The organism is Selenomonas sp. oral taxon 126 (assembly GCF_001683335.1).
Taxonomy (GTDB): domain Bacteria; phylum Bacillota; class Negativicutes; order Selenomonadales; family Selenomonadaceae; genus Centipeda.
In genome coordinates this window covers 2624995-2638184 of record NZ_CP016201.1, presented here as the reverse complement: position 1 = coordinate 2638184, position 13190 = coordinate 2624995, and the positions used below count along the sequence as shown (strand labels likewise).

The 13190-nt window shown below is 58.0% G+C and carries 16 protein-coding genes and 1 pseudogene; 15 read left to right on the top strand and 2 right to left on the bottom strand.

Annotated elements, in window-relative coordinates; genetic code table 11:
• Nucleotides 1-9 precede the first annotated feature (9 nt).
• Nucleotides 10-1698 carry a DUF4127 family protein gene (locus tag AXF19_RS12040; protein ID WP_066849330.1) on the bottom strand — a complete coding sequence of 563 codons (1689 nt, stop codon included), beginning with the start codon at nucleotides 1696-1698 and terminating at the stop codon, nucleotides 10-12.
• A 442-nt stretch (nucleotides 1699-2140) separates the two neighbouring features.
• Here AXF19_RS12040 and AXF19_RS12035 point away from each other — a divergent pair, with 442 nt between their 5' ends.
• The 4 genes from AXF19_RS12035 to AXF19_RS12020 all read left to right on the top strand — a co-directional run bounded on the left by AXF19_RS12035 (nucleotide 2141) and on the right by AXF19_RS12020 (nucleotide 4212).
• Complete coding sequence (locus tag AXF19_RS12035) at nucleotides 2141-2392, top strand: hypothetical protein (protein ID WP_066849327.1); 252 nt, start codon at nucleotides 2141-2143, stop codon at nucleotides 2390-2392.
• 201 nt (nucleotides 2393-2593) lie between these two features.
• On the top strand, nucleotides 2594-3148 hold the full coding sequence (gene rsmD / locus AXF19_RS12030; RefSeq protein WP_066849325.1) for a 16S rRNA (guanine(966)-N(2))-methyltransferase RsmD: 555 nt from the start codon (nucleotides 2594-2596) through the stop codon (nucleotides 3146-3148).
• Nucleotides 3145-3636: a pantetheine-phosphate adenylyltransferase gene (coaD, locus tag AXF19_RS12025; RefSeq protein ID WP_066849323.1), complete on the top strand. Its 492-nt coding sequence runs from the start codon at nucleotides 3145-3147 to the stop codon at nucleotides 3634-3636. Before rsmD ends, coaD begins: the two co-directional genes overlap by 4 nt.
• Before the next feature lie 36 nt (nucleotides 3637-3672).
• Entirely contained in the window at nucleotides 3673-4212 is a 540-nt protein-coding gene (locus tag AXF19_RS12020; protein ID WP_066849321.1) for an ATPase, read from the top strand.
• Nucleotides 4213-4312: 100 nt separating this feature from the next.
• On the opposite strand, the pseudogene AXF19_RS16055 reads toward AXF19_RS12020, so the two are convergent.
• Nucleotides 4313-4375, bottom strand: a pseudogene (locus tag AXF19_RS16055) (hypothetical protein); the annotation flags it as partial.
• A gap of 33 nt (nucleotides 4376-4408) precedes the next feature.
• Between AXF19_RS16055 and AXF19_RS12015 the strand changes: the two are divergent.
• From AXF19_RS12015 to fabF, 11 genes are all read left to right on the top strand, one after another.
• Nucleotides 4409-4765 (top strand): YceD family protein, encoded by a 357-nt coding sequence (locus tag AXF19_RS12015; RefSeq protein ID WP_442983849.1) that lies wholly within the window; start codon nucleotides 4409-4411, stop codon nucleotides 4763-4765.
• A gap of 15 nt (nucleotides 4766-4780) precedes the next feature.
• Nucleotides 4781-4960, top strand: coding sequence for a 50S ribosomal protein L32 (gene rpmF / locus AXF19_RS14070; RefSeq protein WP_006306287.1), 180 nt, complete (start codon nucleotides 4781-4783; stop codon nucleotides 4958-4960).
• Nucleotides 4961-5150: 190 nt separating this feature from the next.
• Nucleotides 5151-5705, top strand: coding sequence for a transcription factor FapR (gene fapR, locus AXF19_RS12010; RefSeq protein ID WP_066849316.1), 555 nt, complete (start codon nucleotides 5151-5153; stop codon nucleotides 5703-5705).
• A 33-nt stretch (nucleotides 5706-5738) separates the two neighbouring features.
• Nucleotides 5739-6752, top strand: coding sequence for a phosphate acyltransferase PlsX (gene plsX, locus AXF19_RS12005; protein ID WP_066849314.1), 1014 nt, complete (start codon nucleotides 5739-5741; stop codon nucleotides 6750-6752).
• Nucleotides 6745-7749 carry a beta-ketoacyl-ACP synthase III gene (locus AXF19_RS12000; protein WP_066849311.1) on the top strand — a complete coding sequence of 335 codons (1005 nt, stop codon included), beginning with the start codon at nucleotides 6745-6747 and terminating at the stop codon, nucleotides 7747-7749. Before plsX ends, AXF19_RS12000 begins: the two co-directional genes overlap by 8 nt.
• Nucleotides 7749-8696 (top strand): enoyl-[acyl-carrier-protein] reductase FabK, encoded by a 948-nt coding sequence (fabK, locus tag AXF19_RS11995; RefSeq protein WP_066849308.1) that lies wholly within the window; start codon nucleotides 7749-7751, stop codon nucleotides 8694-8696. Before AXF19_RS12000 ends, fabK begins: the two co-directional genes overlap by 1 nt.
• Nucleotides 8697-8707: 11 nt before the next feature.
• A complete protein-coding gene (fabD, locus tag AXF19_RS11990; protein WP_066849306.1) occupies nucleotides 8708-9643 on the top strand; it encodes an ACP S-malonyltransferase in 936 nt (311 codons plus the stop codon).
• Nucleotides 9644-9680: 37 nt separating this feature from the next.
• A complete protein-coding gene (gene fabG / locus AXF19_RS11985; RefSeq protein WP_066849303.1) occupies nucleotides 9681-10424 on the top strand; it encodes a 3-oxoacyl-[acyl-carrier-protein] reductase in 744 nt (247 codons plus the stop codon).
• Between the two features lie 35 nt (nucleotides 10425-10459).
• Nucleotides 10460-10690 (top strand): acyl carrier protein, encoded by a 231-nt coding sequence (locus tag AXF19_RS11980; protein WP_066849300.1) that lies wholly within the window; start codon nucleotides 10460-10462, stop codon nucleotides 10688-10690.
• A 275-nt stretch (nucleotides 10691-10965) separates the two neighbouring features.
• Nucleotides 10966-11913, top strand: a complete 948-nt coding sequence (locus tag AXF19_RS11975; RefSeq protein ID WP_066849298.1) for an NAD(P)H-dependent flavin oxidoreductase — start codon at nucleotides 10966-10968, stop codon at nucleotides 11911-11913.
• 31 nt (nucleotides 11914-11944) lie between these two features.
• On the top strand, nucleotides 11945-13189 hold the full coding sequence (gene fabF, locus AXF19_RS11970) for a beta-ketoacyl-ACP synthase II (protein WP_066849296.1): 1245 nt from the start codon (nucleotides 11945-11947) through the stop codon (nucleotides 13187-13189).
• Nucleotide 13190: the final 1 nt, after the last annotated feature.

The window sequence follows — 13190 nt, the reverse complement described above, 5'->3', positions numbered from 1 at the left end:
CCCTTTGTGTTACGGGGATATTTCGACCGTCGGCGCAGCCTCCAACCGCACCTCAAAGGTGCGCGGCCACGGGTAGTATGCCGTGATATTGCTCCGTACAAGGCGCAGCTGCATATCGCCCTGCTGAAACGGTGCGCGGAAGGCGGCACTGCTCTCATAGCTGCGTATGCGGCGATCGAGATCGTGCGTGAGGAGATCATTCGCCCAGCGCCAGTTGCGCGTGAGATCGAGATCGGCAGTATTCCGATAGCCCGCAATGCGGAGCGTATTGTTGACGCGGTCGATTGTCTCCTTGAGATAGAATTCATCCTCGGCGATGCGCCCCGTGAGGAAGGCAAGATTTGCGTACGTGTATGCCTCTCGCTCCTCGTCACTCCCTGCGCGCTGCATGGCGCAGTGATAGAGCAGCGACTCCGAGAGGGCAGTGCCGATGGCATTGCTCGCCGTATTCCAGCCCGCGTATGCCGTGAACGCGTTCACGGGTACATTCTTTTCGATCAGCATGGGCAGTAGCGTTTCCTCCGCGTGAAAATGACGGGAGAGATCGACGAGCGCAACGGGCATTCCTCTCGCCATCATATCCCGTATTGCAGCTGCGGCGGGCGCGCGTGTGCCGAGCGTATCCGCGTTGCTGTCACCAGCAGAGATGCAGAGCGTCAGATCGCTGTCCTCTGCCTCCTCCGCGCACACAGCACCGAGCATGGCGATCTTCTCGCGCGCCGTCACGTCGTTCGAGACCGCCATAAAGGGGAAGACTGCGTCGTCCATGCCTGCACCCGCATAGCGCAGGGAAACGCGCGGCGCGGCGCCGCCGTCCGCGCACAGCTCATCGACTGCAATCCGCGTGAGCATGGAGAGCGCGATCTCATCCGCGCCGTGCACAATCATCGCCCGTTCGGGGGCGATGTTTTTTTGTACGAGCAGAGCGGCAAGCTCCGCCTTTTTCAGATTGCCGACCGAATACTCCTCGCCGTCGTCCTGCCCGAGGACGAGGCGCGTGAGCACGCCCTCCTCCGTAAGGCCGATGAGCATGGCGGCGAGAGCCGTGCTCTCCTCGAAGTGGGCGAGATATTTTTCCAGATAGTCGGGCGGAAACTGCGCGCGCAGACGCTCCATCTCCTCCGCATCGACGGGTAGACCCTCGCCCGCGCGTCCGAGGAGGCGCGCATAGGCGAGCAGGGCGCGGCGCTCGCGCCAGCCCTCTAGCCCGTCCTGCGGAATCGCGCGCGGCAGGATGTAGAACGCGTGCAGGGGAACGGCGGGATGCGCCGCGTGCAGCGCGCGCAGATCGTTTGCCAACGCCGCAATATCCTTCGCCGAGATATGCGCCTCACGTGCCGCGAGCAGACCTCCCGAGAGCAGCTGATCCACCGAGAAGATCACGGCATCCGCCCCGCCCGCTTCGCGTGCAAGCCACGCTTTTAGCGCATGTGTATCGCCCGCCATGGAATAGTAGTCCATATACTCCGTCGGCGGCGTGATGACTTCCCACCCAATGATCTTGCCGCCGTTTACAACGAACTCCCTGCATGGCGGGCGTGAGTCGAGCGGCACAAGCAGAATACGTCCATTACCTGCATCCGTTGTCGCAGCGGACAGCGTGCGCCACTCACCCCCATACGTGGGATGGAATACGAAGTGAAAGAGGAGCAGGGAGAGTGAGAGGAAAATTGAGATGATGAATAATATTTGCTTCATATTCTTTATTGCGTCCTGTCATTTTCATGTGCTATTCTTAGAAAAATATTTTATCTTATTCTTTCATGTTCTGCAATCAATGAAAATGATCTTTGAAATGGATCTAAAGTACAACTGAGATTGTGATTGGGATGATGGGGATAAATACAAGTCAGTGAACTATTGACAAAGAGCCATTAAAATGAATTTCTTGAAAAAATGTAGATTATTTGATATACTACTTCCATGTAAACCATCTTAGCGCATCTTTTTTGCTCGCACTTCGTCGGCAAATTCTCCACAGAGCACCACTCTGTGTTAGGTTTTCCTCCTTAAATAGAGCAAAAAATCTGCGCCAATCTGGCGGACTTCATTTTATCAGTGATTCCCTAGAATATAATATTGCGTTTTGTCATGCCTTTTTGTTTTGTATAGTGTTATAGAAAAGGAGCAGAGTGCGATTATGGACACGACGGACGTTGCTAAAATTTTGTTGAAGGTCTACGAAAAAGCAAGTGAGGCAGAGAACAGAGTACAGCGCTATGAAGAAGCGTATCCCCAAGTTGGTGGAGATGATAATAGTGTGAGCACGACCTTTCAAGACAACGTGCTTACAAACGTCAAACGTAGTGTATTTTCAGACTGTGGAGATGTTACAATCAATGTCCAAGGAAATGTAATATTTATTGACAACAGCGAAGTTCACTTTCATTAGAGAAAACTGGAGCGCAACCCCTTAGAACAGACGAAGATTGGTTTGTTCTAAGGGGGCTTTTTATATCATTTGCAAAGCTGTCAAATTTTATTGTGTAATCTGTAAAGCTGTCTATTCAACTGAGTATGCCAACAGGTTGAAATGCGAATGTGAATTGTGGTAAAATAGGAAAGCCTATGGTAGAATACTGGGAGGAATGCGATGCGGATCATTACGGGCAGTGCGCGCGGCACACGTCTGAAAGCCCCTGCGGGGGATGGGACGCGTCCGACGGCTGACCGCACGCGCGAGGCGATCTTCAGTATGCTGGGCGCACGTGTCTATGATGCGCGGGTGCTCGACCTCTTTGCGGGGACGGGGGCGCTTGCGCTTGAGGCTCTTTCGCGCGGCGCGGCGCACGCTGTGCTCGTGGATGCGGCGACGCACGCGATTCTCGCGGAGAATGCACGGCGGACGAAACTCGCGGCGCAGAGTGATATTCGGCGCGGCGATGTCTACGGACAGGTCGCGGCACTCGCGCGCGATGGGCGCACGTTCGACCTTGTCTTTGCCGATCCGCCGTATGCGCACGGGGATAATGCGCGCGTGCTCGCTGCGCTGGATGCGGGTGCGCTGCTTGCGGCAGATGGGCTTCTCGTGCTCGAGCAGGGCGCAGGGGAGGAGATCATCGAGCGGAGCGGTAGTCTCTCGCTTGTGCGTGAGCGGCGTTACGGTGCGGCACGCATCTGTTTTTATGCGCAGGAGGTGCAGGAATGAGACGCGCGGTGTTTGCGGGCAGTTTTGATCCCGTGACGACGGGGCATATCGACATTGTGGAGCGCGCTGCCGCGATGTTTGACGAGCTCATTGTCTGTATTTTTCACAATGTCCAGAAGGAGGGCTGCTTCCCGCTGGATGACCGTATCCGGTTTTTGCGGGAGGCGACCGCCCATGTGCGGAATGCGCGCGTGGATGTGTTCTCCGGTCTCCTGACGGACTATATGAAGCGGGAACATGCGCGCGTTGTTGTACGCGGTCTGCGCTCGGTGAAGGATTTCGAGTATGAGGAGAATCACGCGGCGATGGTGCGCCACCTCATGCCCGAGAGCGATACGATTTTTCTGCTGACGCGCCCCGATCTGACGTTCGTCAGTTCCTCGGGTGTGCGTGAGCTGATCCGCTTCCGCGGGCCGGTGCAGGGGATTGTGCCGCCATCGGTGGAGCGGGCGATATTGAAGATGTATGGAAAGCCCCCACGGGGATAAGGCGCTGCCGGAGGCGCAGGAAAAGGAGATAGATTTATGGCAGTTATCGATACGCTGAAAAAGCTGGAAGATCTGGTTGCGGATGCGTCCCACCTCCCCTTCAGCGACAAGGCTCTTGTGAATGACGATGAGATTGTGCATCTCGTGGAGGAGCTGCGCATGGATCTCCCGAAGGAGCTGAACCGCGCGGCGGAGATCATGCAGGAGCAGGAGAACATCATCTCGCGTGCGCGCGAGGAGGCGAAGGATATCGTCGACTCTGCGCAGGGGCGTGCAAATCAGATGATCGAGGACAGCGAGATCGTCATTCAGGCGAAGGAGCGTGCGCGTGCGATTATGCAGCAGTCGCAGGATCAGGCGCGCGAGATCATGGAGCAGGCACAGGCGAATGCCGCGCGTCTGCAGAGCGATGCGGATGCCTATGCCAATCAGGTGTTCGAGCAGCTGATCGCCCACGTCGGCAGCACGTTCAAGGGCGTACAGCAGGCGGAGATGGGGCTGAATCAGGCGATGAATGTCCTGCGCACGGCAAAGGCGCAGATGAACGCGCCGCAGGATGAGGTGGCGGAACTCTGAAAACCCTCCTTGACAATGCCGAAAACCGCCGCTATAATGTGAAAGGTCATGCGTCATGATGAAGCTGGATATCGCAGAGGCGACATTCCCCCTCGGGGAGAGTCGCGCGTTCTCGTTTGCGGTGACGCCGGAGTCTCTCGATCTGGGGGATGCCGGGGAACATTTCTGCACAGAGGTCTGTGTGGACGGAACGGTGATGAACACAGGTTCGTCCCTGCGCGTTGCGGGCACCGTCCGCACATCCAGACACTTCGTCTGTGACCGCTGCCTCGCGGAGGGGGAGCGGGAGATTACGCTTGATTTTTCTGAGGACTATGCGAAGACTCCGGGAGAAGCGGATGAGGCACTCTACGATGGCGCGTCCATCGTGCTGGATGACCTCGTGCGTGACACCCTCCTTGTGGCTGAGCCGCTGCGTGAGCTGTGTAAGTCTGATTGCAAGGGGCTCTGTCCGGTCTGCGGGCAGAACCTGAACGAGGGTCAGTGCGACTGTGATACATTCGTAGCAGATCCCCGACTGGCGGCTTTAGAGAGCCTATTGAAAAACGATTAAGGAGGTGTATCCAAAGTGGCAGTACCAAAGAGAAAGACATCGAAAGCGCGCCGTGACCGTCGTCGTGCAAACTGGAAGCTCGAAGCGCCGCACTATGTTTCGTGCCCGCAGTGTCATGAGCCGAAGCTCCCGCACCACGTGTGCATGGAATGCGGCTATTATGACGGAAAGCCTGTGGCCGAGGCGGCTGAATGAGAACCATGCGGAGCTGTTGCAAGAAGTCTGTGGACTTTTTGCGGCAGCTCTTTTATTTTTAATCATTTCCTCATTGCAAAAATTTTTAGCACCTAGTATAATGCATTCGTAATGATAGCAGCAGGTGCTAAAAATAACGAATTTATGGGCGTAGGAGTTTGTGCATAAGTTCGGGGAGAGGAGTGGCGTGATGACGGAGAAGAAGCGGCGGAGGCAGGAGACGCTTGTCATGGCAGTGCGGAAAGAACCGTTCCTGACGGATGAGGCTCTGGCGAAGAAACTTGCCGTGAGCGTGCAGACGGTGCGGCTCGACCGCACGGAGCTGGGCATTCCCGAGCTGCGCGCCCGCGTGCGTACACTCGCGGAGAATGCGCGCGAGAAGGTGCGCGCCATTCCGCATACCGAGGTGATCGGTGATCTCCTCTCGCTCGAACTGGGCGTGCGGGGCACGTCGGCGCTCCGCGTCACGGATGATCTCCTCTTTGCGGACTCGGAGATTGCGCGCGGTACGGCGCTTTTCTCGCAGGCAAACTCGCTCGCACTCGCCATCATCGATGCGCCCGTTGCGATGACGGGCGTCGCCAATGTGAAATACAAGACGCCGATCCGGAAGGGGGATACGGTCATCGCGCATGCGGAGATCGTAAAGGTGCGCGGCAACAAGATCTTTGTTTGGGTGAAGACATACCGCGAGGACAAAGAGGTCTTTCGCGCAAAGTTTATCGTGGTGTCCCTCGATCGGTGATGAGGGCGGCGGTATGGGAGAAGGGAGTGCAGGATGCGTATAGCGGTCGACGCGATGGGCGGTGATTTCGCACCGAAGGAGATTGTGCGTGGTGCGGTGGACGCAGCGAAGAAATACGACTGCGAGATCGTACTGATCGGCGATGAGGAGCAGATTCGCGCGGAGCTGCACGGTGAAGATCCTGCGGCACTGCACATCTCCATCGTCCACGCCTCCGAGGTGATTGGCATGGACGAACATCCCGCAGAGGCGGTGCGGTCAAAGAAGGACTCCTCCGTCGTGGTTGCAACGCGCCTCGTGAAGGAGGGCACCTGCGATGCGGTCTTCTCCGCAGGCTCTACGGGCGCTGCCGTTGCGGCGGCACAGCTCATCCTGCACCGCATCCGCGGCGTCGGGCGCCCTGCCATTGCAACGCCGATGCCGACGCCCGACGGTGTGACGCTCATGCTCGACTCGGGCGCAAATGTGGACTCAAAGCCCGAGCACCTCGTCCAGAGCGCGGTCATGGGCTCGCTCTATGCGCAGTATGTCTTCGGCATCGAGCATCCGCGTGTCGGACTCCTCAACATCGGTGAGGAGGAGACGAAGGGGAATGAGCAGGCGAAGGAGACCTATGCATTGCTGAAGGTCGAGCCGAATATTCACTTCACAGGAAACGCCGAGGGGCGTGATGTGCCCAAGGGAAATTTTGATGTCGTTATTTGTGATGGATTTGTCGGCAATGTTGTGCTAAAATTTGCAGAGGGGCTTGCGAAAACAATTCTTGGACTCATCCAGGAGGAGATTCGCGGGGCGGGGCTGATGGCGAAGCTCGGTGCGCTGCTTCTCATGCCGACGCTCCGGCGTCTCGGCAAGCGGCTCGATGTGAGGGAGTACGGCGGTGCGCCGCTGCTCGGCGTAAACGGCTACTGCGTGATCGGCCACGGCTCTTCGGACGCGAAGTCCGTCGCGAGTGCGATCGGCGTGACCGTGGATTATGTGAATGGAAAAGTGCTGGATCAGATCCGTGATGCTCTGGCAAAGGAGGGGGAGAGGGATCGTGCCTAAGATCAGTGCAGGCATCCTCGGAACGGGCTACTACGTTCCGGAGCGGGTGCTGACGAATTTCGACCTTGAGAAGATGGTTCAGACGAACGATGCCTGGATTGTCGAGCGCACGGGCATTCACGAACGGCGGATCGCCGCAGAGGGGGAGCCGGTCTCCGTGCTCGCACAGCATGCGGCTGAGATGGCGCTCGCGGATGCGGGCGTGGATGCCGCTGATCTCGATCTCATCATTATGGCGACGCTCACCTCGGACAGACTCATCCCGTCGACGTCGTGCGTCCTGCAGGATCGGCTCGGAGCAAAGCATGCGGCGGCGTTCGACCTCTCGGCGGCGTGTTCGGGCTTTGTCTACGCTGCATCGATTGCGACGCAGTTCATCGAGAGCGGCGTCTATCGTCACGTGCTTGTGATCGGCGGCGAGGTGCTCTCCAAGGTGGTGGACTGGCAGGATCGCAATACCTGCATCCTCTTTGGCGACGGGGCGGGTGCGGCGGTGTTCGGGGCAGTCGAGGAGGGCTACGGCATGCGTGCCTTCGATCTTGGCAGCGACGGCTCGGGCGGCGACACTCTTGAGATTCCCTCGAGTGGGAGTCTCTGCCCCGTGACGCCCGAGACGATAGAGCAGCGGCTCAACTTCGTCCACATGGACGGCAAGGCGGTCTTCCGTTTTGCAACGAAGGTCATGGGGCGGACGGTGGAGACCTCCCTCGCGCGCGCGGGCATGCAGCGCGAGGAGCTCGACTACCTCGTTCCACATCAGGCGAATATCCGCATTATCCAGGCGGCAGCGAAGCGTCTTGCGATGCCGATGGACAAAGTTATTATAAATATTCATCGTTACGGCAATATGTCTGCCGCATCCATCCCTGTCGCCCTCGCGGAGGCGGCGCACGCGCAGCAGTTCAAAAAGGGAGACAACATTGCCCTTGCAGGTTTCGGCGCGGGACTTACATGGGCATCGTGTATTATGAAATGGGCGAAGGAGGAAAACGGTTAATGTTTGATAACAATCCGATTTGTCGGATGCTTGGCATCAAGTATCCAATCTTCCAAGGTGGTATGGCATGGATCGGCACAGCCGAGCTCGCCTCTGCCGTCTCCAATGCCGGAGGGCTTGGACTCATCGGAGCCGGACATATGCCGCCCGATGCGCTCAGGAATGAGATTCAGAAGGTGAAGGGCTGGACGGACAAGCCCTTCGGCGTGAATGTCATGCTCATGAGTCCCTTTGTGAAGGAAGTCATGCAGGTCGTGCTCGAGGAGCGTGTTCCCGTCATCACAACGGGCGCGGGCAACCCCGGCGAGTATGTGCCGGCGCTCAAGGAGATCGGCTCGAAGGTCATCCCCGTGGTGGCATCGGTCGCGCTCGCGCGTCGTCTTGTGCGCACGGGCGTGGATGCCGTGATCGCCGAGGGGACGGAGTCCGGCGGACACATCGGCGAGATCACGACGATGGCGCTGCTCCCACAGGTGGTGGACGCCGTGGATGTACCCGTCATCGGTGCGGGCGGCATCGGCGATTCGCGCGGCATGGCTGCGGCGTTTGCGCTCGGCGCGCAGGCGATCCAGATGGGCTCGCGCTTCGTCCTCAGCGAGGAGTGCATTGCGCATCCGAACTACAAGCAGGCGGTTCTGAAGGCAAAGGATCGCTCGACGGTTGTCACGGGACGCTCGCTCGGACATCCCGCGCGTGTTCTGCAGAACAAGCTCTCGCGCAAGTATGAGGAGATGGAGGCGGCAGGCGCTTCGAACGAGGAGCTCGAGCAGCTCGGTGTCGGCAGTTTGCACCGTGCAACGCATGAGGGCGATGTCGACAACGGCTCCGTCATGATCGGTGAGATCTCGGGCATGCTTTCGGATGTGAAGCCCGTTAAGCAGATCATTGAGGATATTGTAAACGGTCTTCCAGGCGCATTTGACGCTGCGCGCAAGACCTGTGAGTGAGGTGCAGGGCTATGGGAAAACTCGCATTTTTGTTCCCCGGACAGGGGGCGCAGGTCGTCGGCATGGGGAAGGATTTCTTCGACACCTATGATATTGCAAAGAAGCGCTTTGCCGAGGCGGATGAGGCGCTCGGCTACTCCATCAGCAAGCTCTGCTTTGAGGGGCCTGCCGATCAGCTGCAGCTGACCGAGCACACGCAGCCTGCCATCCTTACGGTGGCAGTCATTGCGGCGGAACTGTTGCGTGCGGAGGGCATCGAGCCTGAGATTGCGGCGGGGCACAGCCTCGGTGAGTATGCGGCGCTCGTTGCGGCGGGCGTACTCTCGTTTCAGGATGCTGTCGTTCTTGTGCACAAGCGCGGTGCCTATATGCAGGAAGCCGTTCCCGTGGGCGAGGGTGCGATGGCTGCGGTCATCGGACTCGACGATGAGACGATCATTGCGGCCTGCGCCGAGGCAAGCGCGGCGGGTGCCGTGCAGGCAGTCAACTTCAACTGCCCCGGACAGACTGTTATCGCGGGCACAGCGAAGGGCGTGGAGACGGCTGTGCAGATGCTGCAGGAAAAGGGCGCAAAGAAGGCGGTCATCCTGCCCGTCTCCGCACCGTTCCACTCGACGCTGATGGAGCCTGCCGCGAAGAAACTCGCAGCGGAGCTCGACAAGGTGGAGCTGCACGATGCGGCATTCCCCGTGGTCTCGAACTATACGGGCGGACTCCAGCAGACAGCGGCAGAGATCAAGGCGAACCTTGTCGCACAGGCAGATCATCCCGTACGCTGGATTGCGTGCGTCAACACGATGCGTGACTTCGGTGCGGATACCTATGTCGAATGCGGCCCCGGCAAGACGCTCGCGGGCTTCAATAAGCGCATCGACAAGGCTCTGAAGAGCCTGAACGTCGAGAATGTGGAATCGCTGCAAAAAACACTTGACACACTAAAGAAGTAATGATTAAATGAATTCGGTACGATTGAGGAGGAAATCTATGCTTCTTGAGGGTAAAGTTGCTCTTGTTACGGGCGGTTCACGCGGCATCGGTCGCGCAATCGCCATCCGACTTGCACAGGAGGGCGCGAAGGTCGCCGTCAACTATGCGGGCAATCATACTGCTGCCGAGGAGGTCAAGGCGATCATCGAGGAACAGGGCGGTACGGCACTGCTCGTTCAGGCGGATGTCTCCGACAGTGCTGCAGCGACCGAGATGGTCACACGCGTGCATGCGGAACTCGGCGGACTTGACATTCTCGTCAACAATGCGGGCATTACGCGCGACACGCTGCTCGTCCGCATGAAGGATGAGGACTTCGATGCGGTTATCAGCACGAACCTCAAGGGCATCTATGCGTGCACAAAAGCTGCTGCAAAGTACATGACGAAGCAGCGCAGCGGACGCATTGTGAACCTCTCCTCCGTGGTCGGCGAGATCGGCAACGTGGGACAGACGAACTACGCTGCGGCAAAGGCGGGCGTGATCGGTTTCTCGAAGGCGGCGGCGAAGGAATTCGCTGCGCGCGGAATCACGGTCAACGTCGTCGCGCCGGGCTTTATCGACACCGATATGACAGCTGTTCTCAAGGACAGCATACGCGAAAAGATTGTTGATGGCATTCCGCTTGGAGCACTCGGCAAACCGGAGCATGTTGCCGATGCTGTTCTCTTCCTTGTAAGTGATGCAGCATCGTACATTACCGGCCAGACGCTTAATGTAGATGGCGGCATGGTTATGTAGCATACAATCAATCCATTTAAAGGAGGTGAATACGCATGGCAACGTTTGAAAAGGTTCGCGACATCGTCGTGGAACAGCTCGGCTCGGAGGCTGATGAAGTCACTCTCGAGTCCACCTTCATTGACGATCTTGGCGCAGATTCGCTCGACATCGTTGAGCTCATCATGGCTTTCGAGGAGGAATTCAATGTAGAGATCCCCGACGAGGCTGCTGAGAAGATTAAGACGGTTCAGGATGTCGTCAACTACATCGATCAGAACAAGTAAGATTCGGCGATATTTAGTCGCTATCGTGCACAAAACTGGTCTTTTAGGGAAATCCCGTGACAGCTCAGGCGCACGGGATTTTTCTCAAAAGACAGGATTGAGACTCTATTGAATTTGCATACAATCAGGGCGGGAAGCGCCCTGCTGTGATACATGCGCCTCCCGACTGACGATAGAACGAGGGTTGGAGGAGGAGCCAAAACTTCTTGCGGAGAGATTGTGTTCGCTGAACACGATGCTGCTGTGTGGCATACTCTCCCGATTGGAGGGCTTATATGAGACTACCCGAGGTGAGGATCGGCAATAAGGTTGCCGCCATCCCCATCATTCAGGGCGGTATGGCGATCCGCATAACAACGGCGCGGCTCGCGGCCGCTGTTGCAAACGAGGGCGGAATCGGGCTCATCGCGGCGTCCGGCATGAAGCCGCAGGAACTGCGCTATGAGATTCGGCTCGCGCGCTCACTATCTCCCAATGGGATCATCGGCATCAACGAGATGGTTGCGGCAAGCGACTTTGCAGATGCCGTTAAAATTGCGATTGACGAGGGCATTGATCTCGTGGTCGCAGGTGCGGGGTTCTCCCGCGATATGTTCCAGCTCGGCAAGGAGTCCGGCACACCGATTGTGCCGATTGTCTCCACGGCAAAGCTGGCGAAGATCTCCGAAAAACTTGGCGCGGCGGCTGTTGTCGTCGAGGGCAAGGAGGCAGGCGGTCATCTCGGCACGGATCAGTCCGTGCGAAATATCATCTCCGATGTCCGCGCGGCGGTGAAGATTCCAATCTTTGCAGCCGGCGGCATTCTGACGGGGCAGGATATTGTGGATCTTCACAAGATGGGCGCGGATGGCGTACAGCTCGGTTCGCGCTTTGCGGCATGTGTGGAGTCCAATGCTGCGCCGTCGCTGAAGCAGTACTATCTGAAATCCAAGAAGGATGATATCGTCATCATCCACAGTCCCGTTGGTCTACCGGGGCGTGCTGTGCGCACCCCGTTCTCTGCACGGATCATGGAGGGACCTGTACGACCGAAGGTGTGTGACCGCTGCCTAAAGCAGTGCGACCATCACTTCTGCATCATCCGCGCGCTCTCGCGTGCGCAGCAGGGGGATCTTGAGACTGGACTTGTCTTTACGGGCGAGTTCATGCCGCGCATCGATCGGATTCTGAGTGTTCATGAGATATTTGAGGAGCTGAAAGAGCAGCTTGAGGCAGCGAACTAGGGTGCAAGCTCTAGGAAAGGAGTCGGTTGGTTTGAAGAAGAGAATTGTCGTCACGGGGGTTGGCCCGATCACGCCGATCGGCATTGGTAAGGACGCCTTCTGGGAGGCGCTGCTTGCAGGCAAGAACGGCATTGACCGCATTACCCGCTTCGACGCGACACGCTACGCTGCGCAGATTGCGGGTGAGGTCAAGGAGTTCAGCATTGACGGCTACATCGACAAGAAAGAGGCAAAGCGCATGGATCGCTATGCCCAATTCGCCGTTGTCTCCGCCGGTATGGCACTCAAGGATGCAGGTATCGATCTGGACAGTGTGGATCGCGACCGCATTGGTGCGTATGTCGGCGCGGGCATCGGCGGCATCGAGACGATGCACAGCACCTATGAGCGCCTCTTTGACAAGGGACCCGAGCGCGTCAGCCCCTTCTTCATCCCCATGATGATTGCCAATATGGCTGCAGGTCAGGTTGCGATCAACTACGGCCTGCATGGCCCTGTTTCCTGTGTTGTGACGGCGTGCGCCACGGGCGCGAACTGCATCGGCGACGCCTATCGCGTCATGCAGCGCGGCGATGCGGACATCATGATTGCGGGCGGCACGGAGGCAAGCATCTCCGAGGCTGCAAGCGCGGGCTTTGCCGCGATGAAGGCGCTCTGCACGGATCACAATGACGATCCTGCGCATGCCTCGCGTCCGTTCGACAAGAACCGCTCGGGCTTCGTCATGGGCGAGGGTGCAGGTCTGATTGTGCTTGAGACGTTGGAGCATGCAGAGGCACGCGGCGCACATATCTACGCCGAGCTTATCGGTTACGGCTCGAACTCGGACGGTTACCACATCACGAGTCCTGCGCCGCATGGTGAGTATCAGGCAAAGTGCATACAGCTCGCATTGAATGACGCAGCGCTGAAGCCCGAGGACGTGGACTATATCAACGCGCATGGCACCTCCACGCATATGAACGATCTCTGCGAGACAGAGGCGATCAAGACAGTCTGGGGCGATGCCGCGAAGGATGTCGCGGTCTCCTCGATCAAGTCTATGACGGGGCATCTCCTTGGTGCGGCAGGCAGTGTCGAACTTATCGCGACGGCACTTGCGGTCGAGAACGACATGCTCCCGCCGACGATCAACTACGATACGCCGGATGAGGGGCTTGACCTCGACTATGTACCGAACAAGTCGCGTGCAAAGACGGTGCGCGCAGCCATTTCCAACTCCTTCGGCTTCGGCGGTCACAATGCCTGCCTTGTCGTCAAGAAGTATCAGAAGTAAA